Below are 24,115 nucleotides of genomic sequence, written 5' to 3'. Positions count from 1 at the left end.
CCTATCATTTTCCCTAAATTTGCACATTAAAAGTCTAAATATATGTTGTAATTATAAAATATAAACTTAATAGTTGCAACTATATTTTAAGAAAAAATAATTTTCGAGTATATTTTAGTATAAAAAATACGGACTTCTCCCCACATGTACTTGTGTAGGAAACAATGAAATTGAATGAGTTCAATAATACTTTTCAAACTGAAAAACAATGTCTTGCATATATAGCAAGTTTGAAACAAAGCAAATGTATTAGGTGTTCTAGTTTTAATTTGAATACTTCTAATTTAAGAAAAATGAGATGTTTGAAATGTCATCAAACATTCAGTATTCTCACGGGCACTATATTTTCAAAGTCACAAACACCTTTAATATCTTGGTTTTATCTCATCTTTAGATGAATAAACACCAAACATGGAATTCCATCAACTGATGTTGCAAAAGAATTGGGAGTGACCTTGAAAACAGCTTGAAGAATGGGTCATAAAATCCGAAGTGCCATTGCTAAACAAGAACCTCAATTCATTGTTGAGGGCATAGTGCAAATGGATGAAATGTATCTTTCACATATGGGTTTTAAAAAACAAGGAAGATCCTTGTTGAACAAAACCTTGATTGTTGGTATTTATGAAAAAACAACCAACAATCTGATTGTGAAAGTATTGAAAAACGCAAACAGTAAAAATCTTTTGCAGTTTGCAATAAACCACATTTCTTCAAAGTGTGATGTACATACTGATTCTTGAAAAGGATATCGCTATTTGAAATCGGTTTTCACTAAGCATGAAACAGTTAACCATCAAGATGGCTATGTTTCAAAAACTGGTGTAAATACCAACCAAATTGAGTCAGTATGAAAACATATACGAAGAACATTTAAAACACATATCAAAGTTGCAAAACATCATATTCATTTATATGCAAAAGAAGCTGCATATAAATTCAATAACATACCTAGTTTTGAAACTGTAATGCTATGTTTAATTTAAAAATGTGGGTAGAAGTCCGTAGATAGGCTTTTCTCAGCATTTATGTGATAAAATTTAAATAGTACATAAAGGGAGAAAAGCCAAAAAATATTTGAAAATTATCTCATTACTTGCTTTCATATGACATTAAATTTTACTTATTACTCTTACTAATACCAAATGCAATTTTCCTTGATAAATTTCAACTTTTGCTTCCATTAAAATTACTTTATTGATTTGGAAATATTCTTGATAAATTTGATAGAGTTTATGAAATACAGTAACTGCAACAATCGTATTTTCATTTTGTAATTCTAAAAATGACATTAGTTTTTGATTTTTAGTTAATATTGTTTTAATATTAATAATAATTCCATATACTCGTACATATTGATTAACATATTTATTAAGGTCTACTAAATCAACAGCTTTATTATTAACGTCTAATTGTTGTTGCCATAATGTTTTTGGATTATATTTTAAATATACTCCTAAGGCACGATATTCATTAATACTATTATTATTTCAATCGTCTTCTCGTTGCAACATTATTGGTTTGGAAATTAAATTAAAGTTAAGAATAGTTTTCTGTGTTGTTTCATCTTTGATTTGCGCCATATTAGCATATTCTAAGGCGGCATTTAAATTTATTAATAACATTGTTCGATTTTGTTCTAAATCATCAAAGGCACCAGCAGCTATTAAGAATTCAATATTTTTACGATTTAAACCAATGAAAATAACTCGGGCACAAAAGTTAAAGAAGTCACGATAAAGTCCATAACTATTACGATCTTTAATAATTAAACTACATGCACCTTGACTCATTTGTTTAATAGCTTGTAAACTATAACGAATAGCCTGGTTATTAACATCAATTAGAAAATCAACACCTGAATACTGCACTGAAGGTGGTAAGATTTTAATGTTATATTTTTGACATTCATTTAAGTATTGCAACATTTTTTGGTCATTACCAATAACACTGCTTAGTAAACAAACCATAAATGGTAATGGATAATTAGCTTTTAAGTACACTAAATAATAGCTAATTAAAGAATAGGCAACAGCATGGGAACGATTAAAACCATAACCGGCAAATTTAGCAATATCATCTCAAATTTGTTTAATAACTTTGTGTTGATAACCGCGAGCAGTAGCACTCTTCATAAATTCAGAAGCTTGTGCTTTCATACTAGCATCATCTTTTTTTCCAATGGCACGACGAATTAAATCAGCTTTGGCTAGTGAGTAACCAGCAATCTTTTGTAAAATTAATAAAATTTGCTCTTGATAAATAACAATCCCATATGTTGATTGTAAAAAAGGAATTAAGTCGGGATGAACATAATTAGGTTTACTCTTGCCTAATTTACAATTAATATAATCTTGAATATAGTCTTGTGGTCCAGGACGAAATAACGATGAAGCTGCAATAATGTCTTCGAAACTATTAGTTTGCATTGCGATTAGAATTTGACGCATACCAGGAGATTCTAGTTGAAAAATACCACTAGTATCACCATTTTTAATAATAGTAAACGTTCTTTCATCATTTAACGGAATTTTTGATAAATTTAAATTAATAGAATAGTGTTCACTTACTTGTTTTAAAATATCTTGTAAAATTGTTAAATTACGTAACCCTAAAATATCCATTTTTACTAGTCCTAAGTTAGCAACAGTTTGCATAGGAAATTGCGTTTGATATATCCCATTAAAACCTAGTTGTAAAGGAACAGTGTCAACTAATGGTGTTTTAGCAATAATAATTCCTGCAGCATGGGTACTTGTTTGACGAGGAAACCCAAGAATTCTTTTGGTTAATGTAAATAATAACGGGTATTTACTAACATATCATTGTAGTTTAGCAGAATTCTTAATCGCAGCTTCAATGTCAAAATTATATTGGATTAGAACAAGTTTACTCATTTCATTAATGTCATCCATACTAATTTGAAAGACACGACCTAAGTCGCGAATGGCCATTTTGCTGGCAATAGTTTGAAATGTAACAATATATGCCACATGTTCTTGTCCATATTTTTGACGAATATATTCAATTATTTCATCACGTCTTGTATCTTCAAAATCAATATCAATATCTGGTAATGAAATTCGTTGGGGATTTAAAAAACGTTCAAAAATTAAATTATAAACAATAGGATCAACATCAGATATTCCAAGGACATATGCTACTAAACTACCAGCAACACTACCTCTTCCTGGTCCCACCATAATATTTTGATTTTTAGCAAATTTAACATAATCATTGACAATTAAAAAATAATCAGCAAAACCCATTTCATTAATAACTTGTAGTTCATATAAAATTCGTTTTACATATACTTGTGAAATTTCTTGACTTTGGAATCGTTTTTCTAACCCTTGTTTACACAATTCTTGTAAATATACAGGACTAGTTAAACCACTAGGACAAGGAAAATTAGGCAAATTTAATTCTTTAGTAATAAGATTAGTTTTAGGAAATTTAATATCACACATTAAAACTAATTTTTCAATGTTTTCGATAATTTCAATGGGATATTCTTGATGTAATTGGTCTTGAGTTTTAAAAATAAATTCCTTACTTTTAACTAAATCTTTTGGTTTTAATTGTTTTTGTTCTTTAATTGCTTTTAAGATTTGATAAGTACTATGTTGGTTTTCTTCTAAATATAAAACTAAATCAATGGGAATAATATTTTTGGTAATCCCTTTTAGTAATTCAATATTAACCATATCAGAGGGTACTAATCCAAAATAAATTAATTGATGGCCAGAAGCATTTAAAATATCATAAATATTTTTAATATAGCGGACATTTTGTTTATCAGCATGAATAATAACAATAATTTCGCGACCTGCAGTCAAGTATCTTTGTACTATTTCATTATTAATTGTTCCATTATTAGTACTAATAATTGTCGAAATAGTCATAAGTTTTTGGTAACCAGAGTAGTTTGTAGCCATTAGTGTTAAGTTTACTTTGATATTAATATTTTCTCAAGTACAATTTAAACCAATTAATGGTTGAATATCATTTTCAACACAAGTAGAATAAAAATCATAGGCACCATAAAGCATGTTTCTATCAACTAGTGATAGTGTTTTAATATTATTTTTTTTAGCAAAGGCAATATATTCTGAAATTTTAATGGTTGATGATAAGAATGAGCAGTTAGAACGAACATTTAAATTAACAGCATATTTCATATTTTTCCCTACATTCTAATATGTTTTATTAATATTCATATTAATTTTAACATTAAATTAAGGTATTATGGTTTCTTAAGTTAAAATTTTTAGTTCAGTAATTCTTGGGATTAGACGTAATTAAAAATGAAGATGACATACAAATTAATAAATCGAAAAAAATATTTATCATAAATAAGTACAAGGTATAAAGAAATGCAGATTTAAAATCTCTTATCCTTAATATTTTTGAATTGATCTTTTAATTTTAAGTTTTTTTCTTGTAAGTTTTTATTTTAATCTAATAAGTCATGATTTTGTTTTTCTAAAGTTGTAATAGTGTTTTTCATTTCTAAAAAATTATTTAAAGATAATGTAATTGCTATATTATAAGGATTGGTTTCAATTATTTGCATTAACTTGCTTCCATAACCAATAATATAGAGTTCATTTTAATTAGGAAAGAGAAGGGGTAGAATTTTAACAGTATTTGTCAGAAGAACTACTATTACATTCTGTATTTGCCATTGTTTTTATGTAATCATTGTTACTTCGTGTTGTAGATTTAACTGCTGTTGATAAAGTTGAAGTTGGTAATTTAACATTTTTTGGCAATTTTTCTATTTTCTCTTTAATTTTATTTCGGACTTCTCCCCACATGTACTTGTGGAGGAAACAATGAAATTGAATGAGTTCAATAATACTTTTCAAACTGAAAAACAATGTCTTGCATATATAGCAAGTTTGAAACAAAGCAAATGTATTAGGTGTTCTAGTTTTAATTTGAATACTTCTAATTTAAGAAAAATGAGATGTTTGAAATGTCATCAAAATTCAGTATTCTCACGGGCACTATATTTTCAAAGTCACAAACACCTTTAATATCTTGGTTTTATCTCATCTTTAGATGAATAAACACCAAAAATGGAATTCCATCAACTGATGTTGCAAAAGAATTGGGAGTGACCTTGAAAACAGCTTGAAGAATGGGTCATAAAATCCGAAGTGCCATTGGTAAACAAGAACCTCAATTCATTGTTGAGGGCATAGTGCAAATGGATGAAATGTATCTTTCACATATGGGTTTAAAAAACAAGGAAGATCCTTGTTGAACAAAACCTTGATTATTGGTATTTATGAACAAACAACCAACAATCTGATTGTGAAAGTATTGAAAAACGCAAACAGTAAAAATCTTTTGCAGTTTGCAATAAACCACATTTCTTCAAAGTGTGATGTACATACTGATTCTTGAAAAGGATATCGCGATTTGAAATCGGTTTTCACTAAGCATGAAACAGTTAACCATCAAGATGGCTATGTTTCAAAAACTGGTGTAAATACCAACCAAATTGAGTCAGTATGAAAACATATACGAAGAACATTTAAAACACATATCAAAGTTGCAAAACATCATATTCATTTATATGCAAAAGAAGCTGCATATAAATTCAATAACATACCTAGTTTTGAAACTGTAATGCTATGTTTAATTTAAAAATGTGGGGAGAAGTCCGTAGATAGGCTTTTCTCAGCATTTATGTGATAAAATTTAAAAATAGTACATAAAGGGAGAAAAGCCTTAATTATATTACAGATTGAAAATTATTTGGAGTAAACTTAGGTAACTTATGCCGTACCAAAAATAAATACTGTAATAATTTTATCATTTATATCCTTTAATTTTGAAATAGAATCAACAATTGTATTAACTAATATCACCACTTTGAATACCATTTTTCCTTTGACAGTTTTCAATTTTGGTCATATTGTATGTCCTTCCATTTTTATCAAAATATAGCTACATTTCTAATTTTTCAATGCTTTCAACAGTATCAAAAACAAGTTGTTCTCAATCAATTAATTGTTTTAATTGGTTTTCTAAATTTTCACATTCGTATAATTTTGGTTGTGTCACTGGATTCTTAGGAACAAACAAAGAACAGCAATCAGCAAATGGTAAAATCGATGTTTCATATGTACCAATTTTCTTAGCAAAGTTAATAATATCAACTTTATCTTCAGTAATTAAACTACGTAAAATTGGTAAGGCAGCAACATTATTAATCACATTAATACTTGCTAAAGTTTGCGATGCTACTTGACCAATAGCTTCACCTGTTGCTAAAGCAGGAAAGTTATGTTGTTCAGCAAAGATATTGGCAATGCGAACAAACATGCGGCGCATTAGTGTAATACGATAACTTTCTTTTTGAATATGGCTAATTTCATTTTGTAAATTAGTGAAATTACAAATATATAATTCTTTACTACCAGCATTATAAGGTGCTAAGATTTCTACTAATTTTTGAACTTTCTTTAACGCAGCAGGTAACGTAAAAGGTGGTGTCGCAAAATGTAAATACTGAACTTGTAAACCACGTTTCATTAATTTATAAGCTGCCACTGGTGAATCAATACCACCACTTAGTAATAACACTACTTTCCCCGAACTACCAACAGGAAATCCCCCAGCACCATTAATTTTATTAGCAAATAAATAAATATCATTTTGATTAATTTTAATATTAATTTTTAAATCAGGATTAGTTACATCAACGGTTAATGACGTTTTATATAAAATGATAGGAGCAATAACTCTTGTAATTTCATCAGAACTCATTTTGAAAGTTTTATCACTACGAGTGACAAATAGTTTAAAGGTTTTGAAATTCTCTCTATCTTGTTGATTTACTAATTCCAGAACTTTAGTTTTTAATTGCGCAATATCTTTTTCAATTCTAAAAGCAGCAGATAGTGAACTAATACCAAATACTTTTGTTAAGATATTAATAATTGGTGATGTTAGGGCTAAATCTAAATCAGTAATTTCCATGCGGTCATGAAAATGAACAATTTTAATATCTTTAAAATCTTGTAAAATAATTTTAATATTGGTTTTTAATTGTTTAATAAAATCAATACGATTTTTACTTTTAGTTGTTAACTCGCCATAGCGAATGATAATAATTGGTATCATTGATAGTCCTCTTTTGTTATTTTATTCCATTAATTGCAATAATAATGTTAATGCTTGGTGATGATGATTGTTGTGCATATTGGTTTCAATATCATCAAATTTTGATTTTATTTGAAAATTAATAGCACGATGACGATTAGAAAATACTAAGGTAGCGTGTGATAATTTATGAATAGTAATTTCCATTTTAATTGATGTATACAATTGAAAAATTTTATTTTGTATATCATTAAACACTAATAATGATTGATTATTAACATCACTAATTTTAAATTTAACAATCGTATCATTAATTAATTGTTGTAATACCATAAAATTTTCATCATACTTTTCAATTAAATAGTAATAGTTTATATTATTTAAAATAGTATCAATTTGCAACATCATAGAATTAATTTTATTAATAATAATCTCGAATTTAATTTTGGGTTTATTTTGTTGGTTTAACAACTTATTATACTCCCTTAAACTATTAAAGACAAGGATACTGTGTTGAAATAATTCATTTAATATCATCAATAATTGATGATAACTAGTGCTTTTAATTGTTTTTTGGCTTTCAACAATTAATAAATTATCAAAATGATTAAAAATAGATAATTGTTTGTTAATAATAGTTGCTAAATCTTGAACCTTTTCATGATTAAAAACTACTTGTTGTGTTTTAGTAATAGCAATAATTTGACGATTAATATCGGCATATATTTCATTGAAATTAAAATTAATTGTTAAAAAATGAGTATAATTTTGTTTAAAAATTTTATAAAACGTTTGTTCTTTATTAATCTCACTATTAAAAATAGCAATTTTTTCTAAAATTTCACTAACTTGAATTTTAGCTTTTTTATATTGTAAATTATTAATTTGATTAATTGTTAATTTTAATTGTTCTTTAATCACAACTTCAAATTCTTGAAATTGTAATAATAAACTATCATCAATGTTAGTAGTTTGACATTTAGCTTTTAAAGTAATCATTTTTTCTTTAATTTCATCATTAACTAGATAATTAAGCTTTGGTAAATTAGCAATGATTTCTGCTAACGTAACGACAGCAAGCGCAATTTCTCCTAATAAACTAATTGTTTTTGGTAAGTTAGCATCACTAATAACTAATTCTAATTGATTAAACATATCATTAATAATTTTAATTACTGCTTGTAGTTGTTCTTCATTTAAATTATTTTGTAAAGTAATTTTAACCGTTTGGTCTTGTAAATAATTAAAGTTTTGTTTGAAAAATAATTGATATTCACGTAACAATTGGTCAATACTAATAAAGTAATCAATTTCTGTCGTTAATAATTGCATTTGATGTTTTAAAGTTTTACTGCGATGGTAAACTTTTTTCATTAATTTAGCTGCTTTTCAATATTGTTTATTTTTTTGTAATTTAATTGTTTGTTGATAATTTTTAAACAGATTTTTTAAATCTTTTTTTAAAAACAGATGATAACGACTAATTCAAATCCCTAACATGGGAGCATACTGTTCATTAGTAACAACCATTTGTTTAATTCGAATTAAGCGTTCTTTAATATTAACATTTTGGATATATTGAAGATTTTTAAAAGTGGAAAATTGTTTATTTTTATAATTACTTAATAACAATAAAAAACATGCTAAAAGGATAATAACAAGACAAAGTAAAATCATAACGGTAATAGTTATAATTTTTGCCACACTTAAATTATTAATATCTATTACCTTTAACATTTTGTTTGCCTCTCTCTTCTCTGCATTACCTTTGTTAAAATTATTACATATTAGTAGTATCTTATATTTTATTATTTATTTGCTAGGAGATGTTGTGAAATAATAAATAAACCATTTAGTAAAACTTGTGGTTCATCATTGTAGTTGAAATCAAAGTATGATTTTATTTCTGCAACCCCACCACCAGTAACAATAACAGGAAGTGTCATTTGTAGCTCTTGATTAATTTGATTAATGATTCCTTTAATCATAGTATTAAAACCATAACCATAACCAATTGATAACGCATGCAATGTCGTTGTTCCTAACATGGAAGCATAATGTTCTATTTTAAAATCACTAAGCAGTGCAGCATTAGCAATTAGGGCATTTTTACTAGCACTAATTCCTGGACCAATGATAACTCCTGCTAAAGTATTATTTTTAATAATAGTATAAGTAGTGGCTGTACCTAAACTAATGACAATAGCACTTTCATATTTAGCAGTAGCACCAATAGCTAGCGCCATTAGGTCACTACCTAATTGTGGATTATTTAATTTAATTTTTAATGGAATGTGAGCAATTAATTGGTAGTTAAGGATTACTGGTTGACAATGAAAAGTTGTTTTTACTAATGCTTTAAGTAATGGTAAACAACTAGGAACAACAGAACTAATGATGGCATTGTCAATGATTAATTTATGATGAGTTTTAAATGCTGTTGTTAGTAACATTTTAGTATCTTTACCTTTAGTGACAATTACTGGCCATTGGTTAATGATTTTGTCATCATCAACAGTGGCAATTTTAATTAAGGTGTTACCAATATCCATCAATAAGGTTTTCATTATTGTAATTGTTGTGCCATTTCTTTAGTTGATGCTAATTCATCATATAAGGTACGAACTAAGTTATTTAGGTTTTCAATTTGCAAAAATTTACCACTACGAGCAATTGAAACTGCCCCTGTTGTTTCACTGACAATCACAGAAACAGCATCTGTTTGTTCAGAAATCCCAATGGCAGCACGGTGACGAGAACCAAATTGCGAAGATATTTTTTTATTAGTTAGTGGAAAGTAAGTAGAAGCACATTCAATACGACCTAAACGAATAATAACTGCTCCATCATGGAGTGGTGAATCTTTAATAAAGATTGATTGTAATAGCTGTGATGTTACTTCGCCATCAATTTTAATACCTAGGTCTGTATATTCATTTAATGAGACATTACGCTCAATAGTTACTAAAGCACCTATCTTTTCTTCTGCAAGTTTAATAATTGCTTCTGATAAGACGCTGGCTAGCATTCTTTTTTCTGAAGTTGCTAGTAATTTCATATATGATTTAGTTCTTGTTGTTCATCATGTTTTTTTACCGCGAATAAAAATAAACATTACTAGTAAAATTAAGATTATCAATAATAATGCAATTGTTACGCCAAATAAAATTCCAATTTCTTCAATTAGTGTTTTATTATCAGGAGTAACTACTGCTGCTAGATTAATAAATATATTTGTAAACATTGACTATAACACCGTGCCTTGCTAAAAATAAGTTTGTTACTATAATTATAAGATAAAAAATTAATTTATGATATTTTTATCATAAATTAATTGTAAATAAAGGTTTTGTTGGTTAGTAGGTTATAACTATGAGTACCTATTTTAGTTAGTTTTGTTTGAATTGGTGCTATTATGGCTTACAAATATCGTCGTAAATAAATGTCTAACAAAAATAAAGTGCTTGGTGATATTGAAGGTAAAGTTTGTTTTGATAAGCTTGTTTTATTAAAGTTATTAACTTCAGATGATTGGAAGTCTTTAGTAAAAGAAGAATCTATATTATCCTCATTTAAATCATTTAGAGACTGTGATTTCTTACCATTAATTAAGGAACAGATAGTTTTTAATGATTCAATTTCAACTTTTAATTCTGTATATTTTTGTTTTAATTCATTATATTTGTCATTAAGTTGTCTAATTGCTTCACTTTCTCACATTCCACATGTAATAAATTTAAGTGGTCAATACCATCATTTCCTTAGAACTTGTTTTTCTTGTTGAAAATTTGATTGAAAATTATTAATTTTTTCATTTAATTCTGCTAAAGTAGTTTGTTTTTGTTTAAATTTTGTTAAATCAGTTAAACTATTAATAAATTCTTTTTTTAGAAAGGTTACAATCTTTGGATTTAATTCATTTTTTTCTATTTTATCTTGAAAAATTTTTAACAACTCTATTATCTTTTGTTCTTTTGATAAATTATCACTATTAATTTCATGCGAAGTATCGCTAATTTCTTTAACAAGACTTTCTTTATTGGTGCTTATTCAATTTTTAACCTCTAAAAATTGTTTTAATATTTTTCGGACTTCTCCCCACATGTACTTGTGGAGGAAACAATGAAATTGAATGAGTTCAATAATACTTTTCAAACTGAAAAACAATGTCTTGCATATATAGCAAGTTTGAAACAAAGCAAATGTATTAGGTGTTCTAGTTTTAATTTGAATACTTCTAATTTAAGAAAAATGAGATGTTTGAAATGTCATCAAACATTCAGTATTCTCACGGGCACTATATTTTCAAAGTCACAAACACCTTTAATATCTTGGTTTTATCTCATCTTTAGATGAATAAACACCAAACATGGAATTCCATCAACTGATGTTGCAAAAGAATTGGGAGTGACCTTGAAAACAGCTTGAAGAATGGGTCATAAAATCCGAAGTGCCATTGCTAAACAAGAACCTCAATTCATTGTTGAGGGCATAGTGCAAATGGATGAAATGTATCTTTCACATATGGGTTTAAAAAACAAGGAAGATCCTTGTTGAACAAAACCTTGATTGTTGGTATTTATGAAAAAAGAACCAACAATCTGATTGTGAAAGTATTGAAAAACGCAAACAGTAAAAATCTTTTGCAGTTTGCAATAAACCACATTTCTTCAAAGTGTGATGTACATACTGATTCTTGAAAAGGATATCGCGATTTGAAATCGGTTTTCACTAAGCATGAAACAGTTAACCATCAAGATGGCTATGTTTCAAAAACTGGTGTAAATACCAACCAAATTGAGTCAGTATGAAAACATATACGAAGAACATTTAAAACACATATCAAAGTTGCAAAACATCATATTCATTTATATGCAAAAGAAGCTGCATATAAATTCAATAACATACCTAGTTTTGAAACTGTAATGCCATGTTTAATTTAAAAATGTGGGGATAAGTCCGTAGATAGGCTTTTCTCAGCATTTATGTGATAAAATTTAAAAATAGTACATAAAGGGAGAAAAGCCTATTTTTTTTTAATAATTTCAGTTATTTCCCATACTGCTACTTCTAAATCATCATTAACAACAACATAATCATACTGATGTTGCACTTTAAACTCTTCTTTAGCTTTATTCAAACGCTTCTCAATAATTTCATCAGACTCACTAGCACGCATCCTAATTCTTTGTTCTAATGCTTGATATGAAGGAGGCATAATAAAAATACTCATAATATCCTTACGATGTTCATAATTTTTTAAAACTTGACTTGCCCCATCAACTTCAATTTCTAAAATCACATTATATCCTTGATTTTGTAAATTTAAAACATAACTCTTGCTAGTACCATAATAATTACCAATAAAATTGGTGTACTCTAAAAAATCATTTTTTTCAATATTCTTCATAAACGTTGTTTTATCAACAAAAAAATAATTAATACCATCTTGCTCTTTATTACGTGGTTGTCTTGTGGTCATGGACACTGAATAGGCTAAATTTAATTTTTTATTTTCAAAGAGTTTGCTAATTATTGCTCCTTTTCCAACACCACTTGGACCAGATAAAATAATTAACTTTCCTTTTTTATGCAACATGGATTATCTACTTTCTATTTTCACAAAATTGAATTATTTTAATATATATTTTACCTTATTTTTTATTAGATAATACTTTAAATTAGAAATTTAATTGTAAATTATCAAGTGGCACATTAGTTTCTAGCATAATAATCGCATTATCATTTAATAAATCATTATTGACAAAATAATCAAGAATTCACTGTTGACAAGTAATATTAGCAAATGGGGGATCAATCAATAAAATATCACACTTACTATTTAAAGTTTTGCTAAATGTTTGGTAATCTAAATTAGTTAATTTACTATCATTTTGTAAATTACAAGCTAATAAATTTTGTTTAATAATTTTATAAGCAGTAATAATTTTCATATTTTCTCCTAATTTTCGTTTTAATTTATAACAAAAGTAAAGTGATACATGATAAAGCATTCTTTATATTAATAATCAATGCAATTAATCAACAAAAATTAGTTAAAATTCACTATATAAATGTGGTGTAACAGCACAAATTGACCTATCACTACTTTTCTGCAAAATTAATAAATTTTCGTTTATAATAACTTTATCATTAAATTTGATAAAATCAAGTTTGGTTTATAATGTGAAAAGAAAAATGGAAAGATAATGAAGGGGAGTAAAATGTTAAAACTATTACAAAACGAAAAACCAGATAGTTCATGAATAACACAAGATACTACTAAAACATTGTTAGACACTTGTACTGAAGTTGTTTTACCGTTAACTAATAACGATAAAGATATTATGAAAAAAATGATTGATTGAGTAAAAGCATCACAAGATGATGAATTTAATGCCAACAATGTCATAATAGAAGCCATCGGAATTGCTGCCCCACAAATTGGGAAAAATGTTAATATGTACTATATATTACTACCAATTTCAAATAAAGATGGAACTATTACTTACTATGAACATGCTTTAATTAATCCGAAGATTATTGGTCGTAGTGAGCAAATTGCTGCTTTAAAAAAAGGTGAAGGATGCCTAAGTGTTACTACCAAACATCATGAAGGATTAGTACCCCGCAGTTATAAAATCAAAGTTACTGGTTTTGATTACTTGAAAAATAAAAAAGTTAATTTAACAATACGAGGGTATGAAGCTATTGTTTTTCAACACGAGCAAGACCATTTAGAAGGGAAACTGTTTTATCACCATATTAATAAGGAAAATCCTTGACATAGTAACGAAGAATGGATTATTATATAAGGTAGGAAAATAATTTAACTTTATTAAAATTTTACTTTAATTATAATTTAACTTAATGAACATATAAATATTAAGCTCATTACTATTTTTATTTTGGTTTATTATTTGCTTGTATACTAATAAATATTTAAAAAGAAAGAACTCTATACAAAAGAGGAGGAATAAAAATGACTGAAGCACTTATTAAACCTACTCCACCATCGCCTAAAAAAGAAATAACTAAAATCTATGCACTTGGTGGTTTAGAAGAAGTTGGAAAAAACACTTATGTTATTGAACAAGGTGAAGAAATAATTATTATTGATGCTGGAGTAAAATTTGCCGATGCTACTATGCCAGGAATTGAAGCTGTGATTCCTGACTATAGTTATTTAAAAGAAAACAGACATAAAATTAAAGGAATTTTTATTACTCATGGTCATGAAGACCACATTGGTGGGATTCCTTATTTATTAAAAGAAATTAATGATATTCCGGTAATTTATGCTCCCAATTTAGCTGCTGCTTTAATTCGTTATAAACTTAAAGATAAAGGTGTTAAATCAAAAGTAAGAATCGAAGTAGTAGATGGAACAAGTAAAATTAAAACTAACCGTTTTATTATTAGTTTCTTTGCTGTTAACCATTCCATTCCTGATGCTTATGGAATTTGTGTGGAAAACTCTAATGGAACTGTTGTCACTACTGGTGACTATAAATTTGACTGGACACCATTAGGTCACAAAGCCGACATTGATAAAATGGCACAGATGGGACAAAAAGGAGTAACTTTATTTTTAGCTGACTCTACTAATGCTGAAGTCCCTGGTTATACTATGACAGAAATGCTAGTAGTAAAACGAATTAGTGAACTATTTGTCAAAGCCAAAGGTCGTATCTTAATTTCTACTTTTGCTTCTAACATCCACCGTTTACAACAAATTATTGAAGTTGCTACTAAACATAATCGTAAAGTTATTGTTGTGGGAAGAAGTTTAGAACGAATTGTTACTGTCATTCGACAAATGGGACATTTAAAAGTCCGTGATAGTTCTTTTATCAAACCAGAAGAAATCAAAAAATATGATAATAACCAAATTGTTATTATTTGTACTGGTTCGCAAGGAGAACCAATGGCAGTCCTTTCAAGAATTGCTAACCGTGAGCACCATCAAATTAAAGTTGTAGCCGGTGATACTGTTATTTTCTCTTCATCTGCTATTCCTGGTAATCGTGCTGATGTGGAACGAGTAGTAAATAAACTAACAAGACTTAGTGCTATTGTTGAAGAAAACTCACCATTAAACTGACTGCATACTTCAGGACATGCTTCACAAGAAGAACAAAAATTAATGTTAAACTTAATTAAACCTTCTTACTTTATGCCTATGCATGGTGACTATCGTATGTTAAAGGTTCATAAAGAAACTGCAGTTTCTATTGGTATGCCTGAAGAAAATGTCTTTATTTGTGCTAATGGTGATCCAATTATTATGGATATGGGTAAATGTCATTTAAGTGATAAACGAATTCCTGCTGATCCCATTTATGTTGATGGTGGTAAAGATATGTCAGGAGTAACTACTGCTGCTGTCATTCGCGACCGTCAAATTTTATCTAAAGATGGATTAATTGCCATTGTCATATCAATTGATTCACAAAATAATAAATTATTAGCACCACCTACTTTTATTTCTCGCGGTTCATTCTATGTTCGGGATGCTGCACCATTAGTATCTGAAGCTATTTCATTAGTAACAAAAGCTATTAATGAAGTATTAAAAAGTGAACGTCCAACTTTTGGTACTATTAAAAATGCTGTTAAATCAACTTTAGCACCTTTTATCTTTAAGAAAAAAAGAAGAAATCCACTAATTATTCCTGTTATTTTAAATAAAAAATAAACTATATTAAAAACTAGTATTTGATAGGATAAATACTAGTTTTTATTTTTTAGATTAAGGATTAAGTTTTATGAAAAAGAATTATTTATTATTAGCTTTTAGGATACATATACGTTAATTAACTGAAGTAATAATGCTCGTGATTGAGATACGTTTACTAAAATATATTCCACATTTAATTTTAATAATAACTCTTATTTAAAATTAACAGTACCAAATCATGATTCTAATATAAATTTTGAATCTTCTAAACAAACAGCTGATATTCAAGATTCTAATAACATCACGTCACTTTATATTATTTATCTTACAGATATAGGTCACTTTGCAGAAATTGATTTAAGGCTTTGACATGATAATACTAATATTTATTTCAAATGATTTTAGGGGGGCGTAACAAACTTCCGTAGTCATTATTCTATTATCAATAATTTATCTTTAAAAGACTCAATTCCTTTTTTATTAAAATACAATTAGCACAAAAGACGAGAAATAAGTATCGTCTTTTTTTGTAATTGTAAGATTTGCAAATTTTATAACCGTCTTTACCACTATTATCAACACGTGCTAGAGACATAAAATAGTGAACCATAACACAGTTGTTCAAAATAGTGGCTAGCATGTGGACTTGCATGTAAAAATAAAAAGTGGAGTGATACCTAATAAAATATACTAACCATGAATAATGGTAATCCTTGGGGTGGGAGCGGATTGGCAACTAGTGTATATAGACCCGTTTTGGGGGACGTACTGTATTAGTTCTTAATTTCACCAACACCAATACCGCCACCCCCAGTGAGCGGTTGTTTGGTAGGTGTTGGTGGTAAATTTAAAAAAATTTTGTGGCCGAGAAAATAATTTTTAAACTTGTAAAAAAATTAAGCAGGGCTGGTTCAATATAAATATAACTTGCTAAATGCAAGTTATTAAAAATTGAATCAAATGCCTTAATGTTTTTTAAAATTTTCAAATTATTTACGAGGCCAATTTTCCTAGCAAAAATTAATAATATTAGTGTTATAGAATTGAATTTTAATGAAAGGATAATAAATAATGAAAAATTGATTATGCTCATATTGTCAAAATATTTTTCCAAGTGATATTAAAGAACTTAAAGAACATAATAAAAAATGTAAAATAATTGCTGAAAATGATGAATTAGATTAATAATGCAATATGACTTAATTATCGGAATTGACCCCGCAGGAATTGGTAATAATGGAATTGTTATATATTCAAGCGAAACTAATAATATTATTTTTAATGAAACATTTGAAGCAAAAACTGTTCTAGAAAGTAAAAATCTATTTAAAAAATACTTTTTAATAATTAAACAACATTTTAAAAATGAAAAAATATTAGTTATTGTAGAAAATTTCTTTTTAAATTCAAAACAATTATTAACTAATCCCCTAGCAACACCGAAAATTATTGGTGCTTTAATGGTATTAATTCAAGATGTAATGGATTGAGATTATCAAGAAAGTGAACCAAAAAATAAAAGTAAGATTTCAAATTATCAAGTAAATATTATTTTAACAAAACATGAACAAGATGCTTATAAGCACATTCAATATTATTTAAGTAACTAAAAAATGAAAGATAAAGCGAATTACATTAAATTAACAGTAAAACTTAGTAACACTATAGAAGCAAAATATCATGAGAAAGTTAATAAAGAATTATATTATACTGTTCGTGCTCAATGAAATGGATTAAACTATGTTACCTTAATTTTTAATAATCCCAAATTTTATAAACGATGTATTTTATTAAACAAAAATGATGAAATTATGGTAACTGGACAAATCTTTAATACTTTAAATATTCCAAAAAATCGTGCATTTTGTTCCATTAATGTTAAATGATTTAAAAATGAAAGGAATAAATATGATTATACTACCTACTTTATTTGGAGATAAAGATGAGATTGAAATATTATCACCATCTCCGCAGGCACTTCATACACATAATGATATTAGAGCAATTATCCTGATGAAATATCCTAATGTTAAATCAAAACATATAGTTATTTCTGACCCCGAAGATAATGTTGCTTTAATAGTTGGTGATAATGAAGTCTATCAAGGATGAGTTAAAGTTTGTTTTGATAAGCTTGTTTTATTAAAGTTATTAACTTCAGATGATTGGAAGTCTTTAGTAAAAGAAGAATCTATATTATCCTCATTTAATAGTTTATTATTTGGTAAAAAATTAGGTTTAGATATATGAAATTTAAATCAAAGACCTTCTTCTAAAACTAAACTAATTAATAGTTCTAAAAAAATATCGGACTTCTCCCCACATGTACTTGTGGGGAGAAGTCCGATTTTAATTAAGGAGGATTAAACATGATTGAAAATGAAACTAATGTAAAAAATGAATTTTTAACTGAAAATAATGCTGAACAAAATCAACCTGATAATGAAATTAATCAAAAAATTAATGAAGCAGAAAATAAGTTAAATAAAATTAATCAAGAACTTAAAGAACAACAAATGATTAATATTTTTAATAAATATCAAATTAAAAAAGAATTTCATGATTATTTAAAGTTTAAAACAAAAGATACTAAAAGTGAAGAAATAGAAAATACTATAAAACAATTCATTAAAGAACAGCCAGTATTAAGAACACCAATGAATACTGGCGGTAATCAACAAACAATTATTAATAATCAAATACCAACAAAAATTAATCCATTATTGGATTATAAAAAGAAAAATTATTTATAGAAAAGGAAAGTTAAAATGGCAGTAAATATTCAAACAAACTTAAATAATACAGAAAAATTAGTAGAAGCTCCTGAATTCATTGAATTTTTTAAACAATCAAATAGTCCATGAGCAAGTTTTTTTCCAATCGAAATGATTAATTCTACTACAATTGAGTTTATTATTAAATTACCAAAAGACCCAAAAATTAAAGTACTTCCATGAATTGATAAAAGTACAAGACTTGATGTTAGTTATGCAGAAAATGATAAAATTCAAAAATTTATTGAAAAATTATATGTTGCAGGTGAAACAATTTCTGCTGTTGATTTATTAGGAAAAAATCGTCAAAATTTATTAGATACAATGCAATATGAAATTACAAATGATTTAGCAAACAAATTGGCAAGTGATTATACTAATATAATTTCTCAATTTGCTACTAAGGTAATAATCGATAAGTCAACAGAACTCAAAGAGCAAGCAATTAAATATTTAGAAGCAACGTTATCTTCTTGAAATACTTTATTTCAATTAAGAAATGATGCTAATTCTCGTTTCTTTATTACTAATAGTACTTATGATAGTCTTGTTTATTTAGCAGATAATAAAGGATTAATTAATGATAATCAAATAGCACAACAATTAAGATTAAATGGTAATGATTTGTATATAAAAGGTGTATTATGTCAAATTGTAATGGATGATTATATGACCTTTACTAATGATAAAAATGAAAGTGAAATTATGTCTTTTATTTTAGCAACACCAAAAGCAATGAAAAGATATATGGTACAACAAACAATTGTTTATGTTCAAGAAATTGCTGATGATAAAGTTGGTAGAGCATACAAAGTTGGTGGTGAAGTATTAGGTCAATCAATTCCTTATATGTCAAAAAAAGAAACAACATCACGTTGAATGTTATGTGGCATTATTAAAACAGATAAAACTGATTTAAAAACTAAATTAACAACTTTAACAACTGATTTTACTGCTAAAACAGATAAAATAAATAAAGAATTAAGTGAAAATATTATGTATGCAAAAGAATTTAATGGTTTAAATCCTGGTTTAGTAAATCCTATAATTACTTTTTTTAGTGATGCTCAAGGTAAAAATAATATAACTAGTCAAAAACAAAAAGCAGGTGACTTATATGTAGTTATTAGTACAAGTGTTAATGACTTAAACTATAAAGGCTCAACAAATCCTATTAAAATAATGATTAAATAAAGGAAATTAATACCATGCCAATTGGTACTACTAGCACTGCTATAATTTTAAACATAAATAAACCAAAACATACTAGAATAAGTAAACAACAAGAAAATAAAAGTTTATGATTAGAAATTCTAGAAATGCTAAGTGTACAAGTAATAGCAGTTGCCCTTGCTCCTTTTACTGGTGGTTTAAGTGAAGATATAGCACTTACATTAGGTGCAAGTGATTTGCTTGCTAGTATTAGTGCAACAAGTATTGAATTTGCAACTGATTTTACTATTAATCAAGTTTATGATTATTTAAAAGGAAATGTTACAAAATTAAATACTTTCTTTAATGTATTACCAGCGTTTGCTGGACTTAATAAAATTACTCGTGGTTTTCGTACTACTAAATTTATTAAATTAGCACAAAAAACTAAAACATTAGAAAAAATTGGCATTAAAGAAGCAAAAAATTTACAAGATGTTATTAATCAAGTAACAGGTAAAGAAATTTTAACTGATAAAATTATTGGTAAACAACGATATTTATCTAACTATTCAGTTGTACCTAATCGTGAAACAATATTGCAAAACTTAGGTTATATTGCTCAAAGACAATTTCATAATAATTTTAAAAAATTAGAAGAACAAGAGTTAAAAGATTACTTGTTATTACAAAATACATTAATAAAGTTAAGTCCACAATTAACTCCAAAATTTAAAATCAAAGATATAGATAGAGTAAATAACTTTTTAAAACAATATAATACTGAATTTAAAGAAGTATTAAATATGAACAAACATGAATGATTAAATTTAGTTCATACTTTACAAATACAAAATAATAGTAAAACGTTGATTTTAACTTTAGAACAAATACGTGCTAATGCAATAAAATTTAATTTTAAAAATAGTAATATTCATAAATTTGTTTTAAAAACTAATAAAACTTTTAAATATTTTGACATTAGATTTTAGGCTTTTCTCAGCATTTATGTGATAAAATTTAAAAATAGTACATAAAGGGAGAAAAGCCTAAATTAATTCAAGAAACATTAAGAGATATGGTTTATGTAATGATAGAACATTGAGTATTTAATCGTACTCCAATTGAATTTAATGTTGATGCTAATATTCAATTTAATAATGGTACACAGTTTAGTGCAAGTAGTATTCCAACAATTAATGTTTGAGATTTAGCACCAAGTAGAATGAAAATACTAGCTCAATTAACACAATTAAAAGAGTTACTAATGAGTTATGATGAACAAGAAATTGATGTTGATAAAATTGATTTAGAAGCATTTTATACAAGAAATAAAGTAGATGAATTAATTGAAAATGAAAAAGAACAAAGAATTAGTGGTGATAAAGATAATCATGATTTTATATTAACTAAACAAATAAAATTATATGATGATGTTGTAAGTGAAAAAGAACATGAATTATTTCGTGGTGCAGTTACTAAACTTGTAAATAAAAGTTATGTAGCAACTGAATATGACCCTGAAACTGAAACAATGATTTTAAATTGACCAAGTGAAATTGGTACATTACCACCTGAATCATTACAAAATAATCCACAAGAGGGTGATTTTACTCATGCTCCAACTGCTGATTTTTCTGCTAAACAACAAAAACGGATTACTAGTAATGAAAATAATATTAAGTTAGCAAATATAGAAATTGAAAATATTAAAAATAATTGATTTAATATCGAAACAAGTCCTTTATGGAAACGTATCGATGAGCAAATTCCAATTCCTAATGATGATATTAACAAATGATTTATAGTTTTTTGAGATTACGGATTTCAGAATTATGATGATTTATATCTTGTTAAAAAAACTTCAAAATTTCAATTCGTTAAAAATCAAAATATCTCACCAACAGATGTCATATTAGATAAATTAATCTTAAAAGATAATGTTATTATAACATTATTGCTAAATCTTAAGACAAACATAATTTATTTCAATAGTAATAGTAATAATTATGGCGCCAATATTGATAAAATATATAAATATCAAGGCATAGGAAAACCTACTGAACTTATAGCAGAAACTAATAATAATGATAATTATTATAATAAACAAGAAACTAATGAACTATTAGATAAAAAACAAAATATTAGTGACGAAAATTTACAAACAAAAAATAAAACTATTGTTAGTGCTATTAATGAAGTTAAAAATGTTAATGATACACAAGATTTACATATTAGTCAAATTAAGACTGAAGTAACTAATGTACAAGGTGTTTTAGTTTTAAAACAAGATAAATTAATAGCGGGTACTAATATAACTATTGATAAAGAAACTAATACTATTAGTGCTACTGGTGGTAAAACTGATTTAACTGATTATTATAAAAAAGAAGAAACAAATAAATTATTAGATAAAAAACAAGATAAAATAGAGAATTTACAAGATAAAATTTTTAATAATAAAGATGATAAAGATAGTACTACAAGATTAGTTAATGATGTTATAAATGTTGGAAATAGAACATTAATTTATAAAAATAAAAGTGGTCCTTCAGTAACAGATGATAATGATATTCCAAATAAAAAATATGTTGATGAAAAAATAAAATCTTTAAATGTTATTAAATGAAAAAATGTTGGTACAAAAGAAAGTAACATTAAAATTAATTATGATTTTAAAGTAAATACTTTATATAGAGTTGGTTATTGTTGAAAAAATGTAGAAAAAAGTCCGATTATATATATGCAATTTTTATGACAAGGTGAAGGTGCTGTATTAGCTAGTTTTTTTAAAGGAATTAGTGGTAAAAGAATTACTGAATCTTATGTTGATTTAGTAGTTATTTCAAATGCTATTGCAATGGATAGATTTAATGATGATGAAGGTAAAATATATTCATTAGAAGAAGAAATAAAAGAAAATACTTATAATCTTACTAGTGATACATTAGATATTACTTCACCAAGTATAATTAATATAGATAAACCAATTAAAATTAGTTCAAAAAGTTTAGAAACTAATGAAATAGAAGAAAATTGTTGAGATATCGAATTAAAAAAGGCTTTTCTCCCTTTATGTACTATTTTTAAATTTTATCACATAAATGCTGAGAAAAGCCTATCTACGGACTTCTCCCCACATTTTTAAATTAAACATAGCATTACAGTTTCAAAACTAGGTATGTTATTGAATTTATATGCAGCTTCTTTTGCATATAAATGAATATGATGTTTTGCAACTTTGATATGTGTTTTAAATGTTCTTCGTATATGTTTTCATACTGACTCAATTTGGTTGGTATTTACACCAGTTTTTGAAACATAGCCATCTTGATGGTTAACTGTTTCATGCTTAGTGAAAACCGATTTCAAATCGCGATATCCTTTTCAAGAATCAGTATGTACATCACACTTTGAAGAAATGTGGTTTATTGCAAACTGCCAAAGATTTTTACTGTTTGCGTTTTTCAATACTTTCACAATTAGATTGTTGGTTGTTTTTTCATAAATACCAACAATCAAGGTTTTGTTCAACAAGGATCTTCCTTGTTTTTTAACCCATATGTGAAAGATACATTTCATCCATTTGCACTATGCCCTCAACAATGAATTGAGGTTCTTGTTTAGCAATGGCACTTCGGATTTTATGACCCATTCTTCAAGCTGTTTTCAAGGTCACTCCCAATTCTTTTGCAACATCAGTTGATGGAATTCCATGTTTGGTGTTTATTCATCTAAAGATGAGATAAAACCAAGATATTAAAGGTGTTTGTGACTTTGAAAATATAGTGCCCGTGAGAATACTGAATGTTTGATGACATTTCAAACATCTCATTTTTCTTAAATTAGAAGTATTCAAATTAAAACTAGAACACCTAATACATTTGCTTGGTTTCAAACTTGCTATATATGCAAGACATTGTTTTTCAGTTTGAAAAGTATTATTGAACTCATTCAATTTCATTGTTTCCTCCACAAGTACATGTGGGGAGAAGTCCGTTAAAAAATAATCCAACACCAAATCCTAATCCTAATCCAAGTATTCCAAAATGAAAAGAAGTAGGAACAAGGATAACAAAAAACCAAATTAATTATAAATTTTTTTCCGGGAAAAAATATAGAGTTACTTATATATGGGATGGAGATACGCAACCTATTGCTTATTCTATAAGTAAAGAATTTAATAAATTATTATCAAATAAATATGATTGTGTATATATATTAGATAGTTGTGTAAGAAATTGAAATCTAAATTCAGGTTTAAAAATTGAATTATTAAGATTAGAAGTTATGGATAATATAATTAGAATAGTTACTGCAACTAGTGTATATAAAGGTAATATTTTAAAATTAGAAGAATTACAGGAATAATATTATGTTTAAAATATTA

At 26.7% G+C, this 24,115-nt stretch carries 28 protein-coding genes; 16 read left to right on the top strand and 12 right to left on the bottom strand.

Going from position 1 to position 24,115, the window contains the following annotated elements; all coding sequences use genetic code 4:
* Positions 1 to 164: 164 nt before the first annotated feature.
* The gene (locus tag ACFEL4_RS06165; protein ID WP_375317025.1) at positions 165 to 986 is read left to right on the top strand and encodes an IS1595 family transposase; all 822 of its coding nucleotides are present in this window, start codon (positions 165 to 167) and stop codon (positions 984 to 986) included.
* A gap of 126 nt (positions 987 to 1,112) precedes the next feature.
* On the opposite strand, the gene ACFEL4_RS06160 is transcribed toward ACFEL4_RS06165, so the two are convergent.
* Together ACFEL4_RS06160 and ACFEL4_RS06155 are read right to left on the bottom strand one after the other, a co-directional pair.
* Positions 1,113 to 4,181, bottom strand: a complete 3,069-nt coding sequence (locus tag ACFEL4_RS06160) for a DNA polymerase III subunit alpha (protein WP_375317024.1) — start codon at positions 4,179 to 4,181, stop codon at positions 1,113 to 1,115.
* A gap of 459 nt (positions 4,182 to 4,640) precedes the next feature.
* On the bottom strand, positions 4,641 to 4,820 hold the full coding sequence (locus ACFEL4_RS06155) for a hypothetical protein (RefSeq protein WP_375317023.1): 180 nt from the start codon (positions 4,818 to 4,820) through the stop codon (positions 4,641 to 4,643).
* 18 nt (positions 4,821 to 4,838) lie between these two features.
* On the opposite strand from ACFEL4_RS06155, the gene ACFEL4_RS06150 reads away from it, so the two are divergent.
* The 3 genes from ACFEL4_RS06150 to ACFEL4_RS06140 are packed head-to-tail and all read left to right on the top strand — an operon-like array spanning position 4,839 to position 5,658.
* The gene (locus ACFEL4_RS06150; RefSeq protein WP_375317022.1) at positions 4,839 to 5,042 is read left to right on the top strand and encodes a hypothetical protein; all 204 of its coding nucleotides are present in this window, start codon (positions 4,839 to 4,841) and stop codon (positions 5,040 to 5,042) included.
* Positions 4,973 to 5,374: a hypothetical protein gene (locus ACFEL4_RS06145; RefSeq protein ID WP_375317021.1), complete on the top strand. Its 402-nt coding sequence runs from the start codon at positions 4,973 to 4,975 to the stop codon at positions 5,372 to 5,374. The genes ACFEL4_RS06150 and ACFEL4_RS06145 overlap by 70 nt, the downstream gene beginning before the upstream one ends.
* Positions 5,269 to 5,658, top strand: a complete 390-nt coding sequence (locus tag ACFEL4_RS06140) for an IS1595 family transposase (RefSeq protein ID WP_375317020.1) — start codon at positions 5,269 to 5,271, stop codon at positions 5,656 to 5,658. Before ACFEL4_RS06145 ends, ACFEL4_RS06140 begins: the two co-directional genes overlap by 106 nt.
* A 131-nt stretch (positions 5,659 to 5,789) precedes the next feature.
* On the opposite strand, the gene ACFEL4_RS06135 is transcribed toward ACFEL4_RS06140, so the two are convergent.
* From ACFEL4_RS06135 to ACFEL4_RS06110, 6 genes are all read right to left on the bottom strand, one after another.
* Positions 5,790 to 5,918, bottom strand: coding sequence for a hypothetical protein (locus ACFEL4_RS06135; RefSeq protein ID WP_375317019.1), 129 nt, complete (start codon positions 5,916 to 5,918; stop codon positions 5,790 to 5,792).
* A 43-nt stretch (positions 5,919 to 5,961) separates the two neighbouring features.
* The gene (thiI, locus tag ACFEL4_RS06130) at positions 5,962 to 7,140 is read right to left on the bottom strand and encodes a tRNA uracil 4-sulfurtransferase ThiI (RefSeq protein ID WP_375317018.1); all 1,179 of its coding nucleotides are present in this window, start codon (positions 7,138 to 7,140) and stop codon (positions 5,962 to 5,964) included.
* Between the two features lie 21 nt (positions 7,141 to 7,161).
* Positions 7,162 to 8,823, bottom strand: coding sequence for a hypothetical protein (locus ACFEL4_RS06125; protein WP_375317017.1), 1,662 nt, complete (start codon positions 8,821 to 8,823; stop codon positions 7,162 to 7,164).
* 104 nt (positions 8,824 to 8,927) lie between these two features.
* Positions 8,928 to 9,671: a type III pantothenate kinase gene (locus ACFEL4_RS06120; protein ID WP_375317016.1), complete on the bottom strand. Its 744-nt coding sequence runs from the start codon at positions 9,669 to 9,671 to the stop codon at positions 8,928 to 8,930.
* 14 nt (positions 9,672 to 9,685) lie between these two features.
* The gene (locus tag ACFEL4_RS06115) at positions 9,686 to 10,363 is read right to left on the bottom strand and encodes a diadenylate cyclase (protein WP_375317015.1); all 678 of its coding nucleotides are present in this window, start codon (positions 10,361 to 10,363) and stop codon (positions 9,686 to 9,688) included.
* A 176-nt stretch (positions 10,364 to 10,539) separates the two neighbouring features.
* Complete coding sequence (locus ACFEL4_RS06110; RefSeq protein WP_375317014.1) at positions 10,540 to 11,223, bottom strand: hypothetical protein; 684 nt, start codon at positions 11,221 to 11,223, stop codon at positions 10,540 to 10,542.
* An 18-nt stretch (positions 11,224 to 11,241) separates the two neighbouring features.
* On the opposite strand from ACFEL4_RS06110, the gene ACFEL4_RS06105 reads away from it, so the two are divergent.
* Both ACFEL4_RS06105 and ACFEL4_RS06100 read left to right on the top strand, forming a co-directional pair.
* Entirely contained in the window at positions 11,242 to 11,778 is a 537-nt protein-coding gene (locus ACFEL4_RS06105) for a hypothetical protein (protein WP_375317013.1), read from the top strand.
* Positions 11,673 to 12,062, top strand: coding sequence for an IS1595 family transposase (locus ACFEL4_RS06100; RefSeq protein ID WP_375317012.1), 390 nt, complete (start codon positions 11,673 to 11,675; stop codon positions 12,060 to 12,062). Before ACFEL4_RS06105 ends, ACFEL4_RS06100 begins: the two co-directional genes overlap by 106 nt.
* Positions 12,063 to 12,145: 83 nt before the next feature.
* On the opposite strand, the gene gmk is transcribed toward ACFEL4_RS06100, so the two are convergent.
* Positions 12,146 to 12,718, bottom strand: a complete 573-nt coding sequence (gene gmk, locus ACFEL4_RS06095; RefSeq protein WP_375317011.1) for a guanylate kinase — start codon at positions 12,716 to 12,718, stop codon at positions 12,146 to 12,148.
* A gap of 82 nt (positions 12,719 to 12,800) precedes the next feature.
* The gene (locus ACFEL4_RS06090) at positions 12,801 to 13,073 is read right to left on the bottom strand and encodes an RsmD family RNA methyltransferase (protein ID WP_375317010.1); all 273 of its coding nucleotides are present in this window, start codon (positions 13,071 to 13,073) and stop codon (positions 12,801 to 12,803) included.
* Positions 13,074 to 13,343: 270 nt separating this feature from the next.
* On the opposite strand from ACFEL4_RS06090, the gene def reads away from it, so the two are divergent.
* From def to ACFEL4_RS06045, 9 genes are all read left to right on the top strand, one after another.
* Positions 13,344 to 13,934 (top strand): peptide deformylase, encoded by a 591-nt coding sequence (gene def / locus ACFEL4_RS06085; protein WP_308149351.1) that lies wholly within the window; start codon positions 13,344 to 13,346, stop codon positions 13,932 to 13,934.
* 167 nt (positions 13,935 to 14,101) lie between these two features.
* The gene (locus tag ACFEL4_RS06080; protein ID WP_375317009.1) at positions 14,102 to 15,817 is read left to right on the top strand and encodes a ribonuclease J; all 1,716 of its coding nucleotides are present in this window, start codon (positions 14,102 to 14,104) and stop codon (positions 15,815 to 15,817) included.
* Positions 15,818 to 16,986: 1,169 nt separating this feature from the next.
* Positions 16,987 to 17,409 (top strand): hypothetical protein, encoded by a 423-nt coding sequence (locus ACFEL4_RS06075; RefSeq protein WP_375317008.1) that lies wholly within the window; start codon positions 16,987 to 16,989, stop codon positions 17,407 to 17,409.
* Between the two features lie 3 nt (positions 17,410 to 17,412).
* Positions 17,413 to 17,739, top strand: a complete 327-nt coding sequence (locus ACFEL4_RS06070) for a hypothetical protein (protein WP_375317007.1) — start codon at positions 17,413 to 17,415, stop codon at positions 17,737 to 17,739.
* The gene (locus ACFEL4_RS06065; RefSeq protein WP_375317006.1) at positions 17,708 to 18,166 is read left to right on the top strand and encodes a hypothetical protein; all 459 of its coding nucleotides are present in this window, start codon (positions 17,708 to 17,710) and stop codon (positions 18,164 to 18,166) included. Before ACFEL4_RS06070 ends, ACFEL4_RS06065 begins: the two co-directional genes overlap by 32 nt.
* Before the next feature lie 2 nt (positions 18,167 to 18,168).
* The gene (locus ACFEL4_RS06060; RefSeq protein ID WP_375317005.1) at positions 18,169 to 18,552 is read left to right on the top strand and encodes a hypothetical protein; all 384 of its coding nucleotides are present in this window, start codon (positions 18,169 to 18,171) and stop codon (positions 18,550 to 18,552) included.
* Positions 18,553 to 18,567: 15 nt separating this feature from the next.
* Positions 18,568 to 19,767: a hypothetical protein gene (locus tag ACFEL4_RS06055; protein ID WP_375317004.1), complete on the top strand. Its 1,200-nt coding sequence runs from the start codon at positions 18,568 to 18,570 to the stop codon at positions 19,765 to 19,767.
* A gap of 14 nt (positions 19,768 to 19,781) precedes the next feature.
* The gene (locus tag ACFEL4_RS06050) at positions 19,782 to 20,717 is read left to right on the top strand and encodes a hypothetical protein (protein WP_375317003.1); all 936 of its coding nucleotides are present in this window, start codon (positions 19,782 to 19,784) and stop codon (positions 20,715 to 20,717) included.
* Between the two features lie 98 nt (positions 20,718 to 20,815).
* Entirely contained in the window at positions 20,816 to 22,873 is a 2,058-nt protein-coding gene (locus tag ACFEL4_RS06045; RefSeq protein ID WP_375317002.1) for a hypothetical protein, read from the top strand.
* Here the strand turns inward: ACFEL4_RS06045 and ACFEL4_RS06040 are convergent.
* Entirely contained in the window at positions 22,870 to 23,307 is a 438-nt protein-coding gene (locus tag ACFEL4_RS06040; RefSeq protein WP_375317001.1) for an IS1595 family transposase, read from the bottom strand. The genes ACFEL4_RS06045 and ACFEL4_RS06040 overlap by 4 nt on opposite strands.
* Positions 23,279 to 23,689 carry a hypothetical protein gene (locus ACFEL4_RS06035; protein ID WP_375317000.1) on the bottom strand — a complete coding sequence of 137 codons (411 nt, stop codon included), beginning with the start codon at positions 23,687 to 23,689 and terminating at the stop codon, positions 23,279 to 23,281. The genes ACFEL4_RS06040 and ACFEL4_RS06035 overlap by 29 nt, the downstream gene beginning before the upstream one ends.
* On the opposite strand from ACFEL4_RS06035, the gene ACFEL4_RS06030 reads away from it, so the two are divergent.
* On the top strand, positions 23,689 to 24,096 hold the full coding sequence (locus ACFEL4_RS06030; protein WP_375316999.1) for a hypothetical protein: 408 nt from the start codon (positions 23,689 to 23,691) through the stop codon (positions 24,094 to 24,096). The genes ACFEL4_RS06035 and ACFEL4_RS06030 overlap by 1 nt on opposite strands.
* The last annotated feature ends 19 nt before the right edge of the window (positions 24,097 to 24,115 follow it).

Origin of the sequence: Spiroplasma endosymbiont of Virgichneumon dumeticola (assembly GCF_964264745.1) — a bacterium.
In the GTDB taxonomy this organism is placed as follows: Bacteria; Bacillota_I; Bacilli_A; order Mycoplasmatales; family VBWQ01; genus Spiroplasma_E.
The sequence above is the reverse complement of the archived record's forward strand: the minus strand, read 5'-3'. Positions and strand labels throughout refer to the sequence as shown.